The organism is Methylocella tundrae (genome assembly GCF_901905185.1).
Taxonomy (GTDB): Bacteria; Pseudomonadota; Alphaproteobacteria; order Rhizobiales; family Beijerinckiaceae; genus Methylocapsa; species Methylocapsa tundrae.
Map to the genome: position 1 here is coordinate 1 of NZ_CABFMQ020000063.1, position 380 is coordinate 380.

Genomic DNA, 380 nt, shown 5'->3' on the forward strand with positions numbered 1-380 from the left:
GCCGTGAAGGCCTCGGCCTACCTCGGCGTGGGCGTGTCCACCAATCGGGCCACCTATCCCGCGAGCACCCCAGTGGCCATCACCGCCCGGGTGAGTAATTCCGGCGCGGGCGCCGCGTCCGGCCACGTGGCCCTGGTCATCGCCACTCCCGCGGGCGGCACGGTGGCGGACCTGGGCCGCGTGCCGTTCAGCGCGCTGGCGGCCAGTGGCACCATCGATCTGCCGGCCGCCTGGAATACCGCGGACACGCAGACCGGCAGCTACCGCGTGGTGGCGCGCCTGTCCGATGCGGCGGGCCTGCCGGTCGAGGAGGCCGTGGCGGATTTCCGCATCGTCGCGGATGCGAGCGGCGGCACCGGCCTCACGGCCCGCGTGCAGAC

1 protein-coding gene is annotated in these 380 nt (G+C 74.5%); it reads left to right on the forward strand.

The window, feature by feature from the left end; genetic code table 11:
* Positions 1-380: hypothetical protein (locus MPC4_RS05930; protein WP_174511709.1), on the forward strand; the 380-nt coding region annotated here is incomplete at both ends.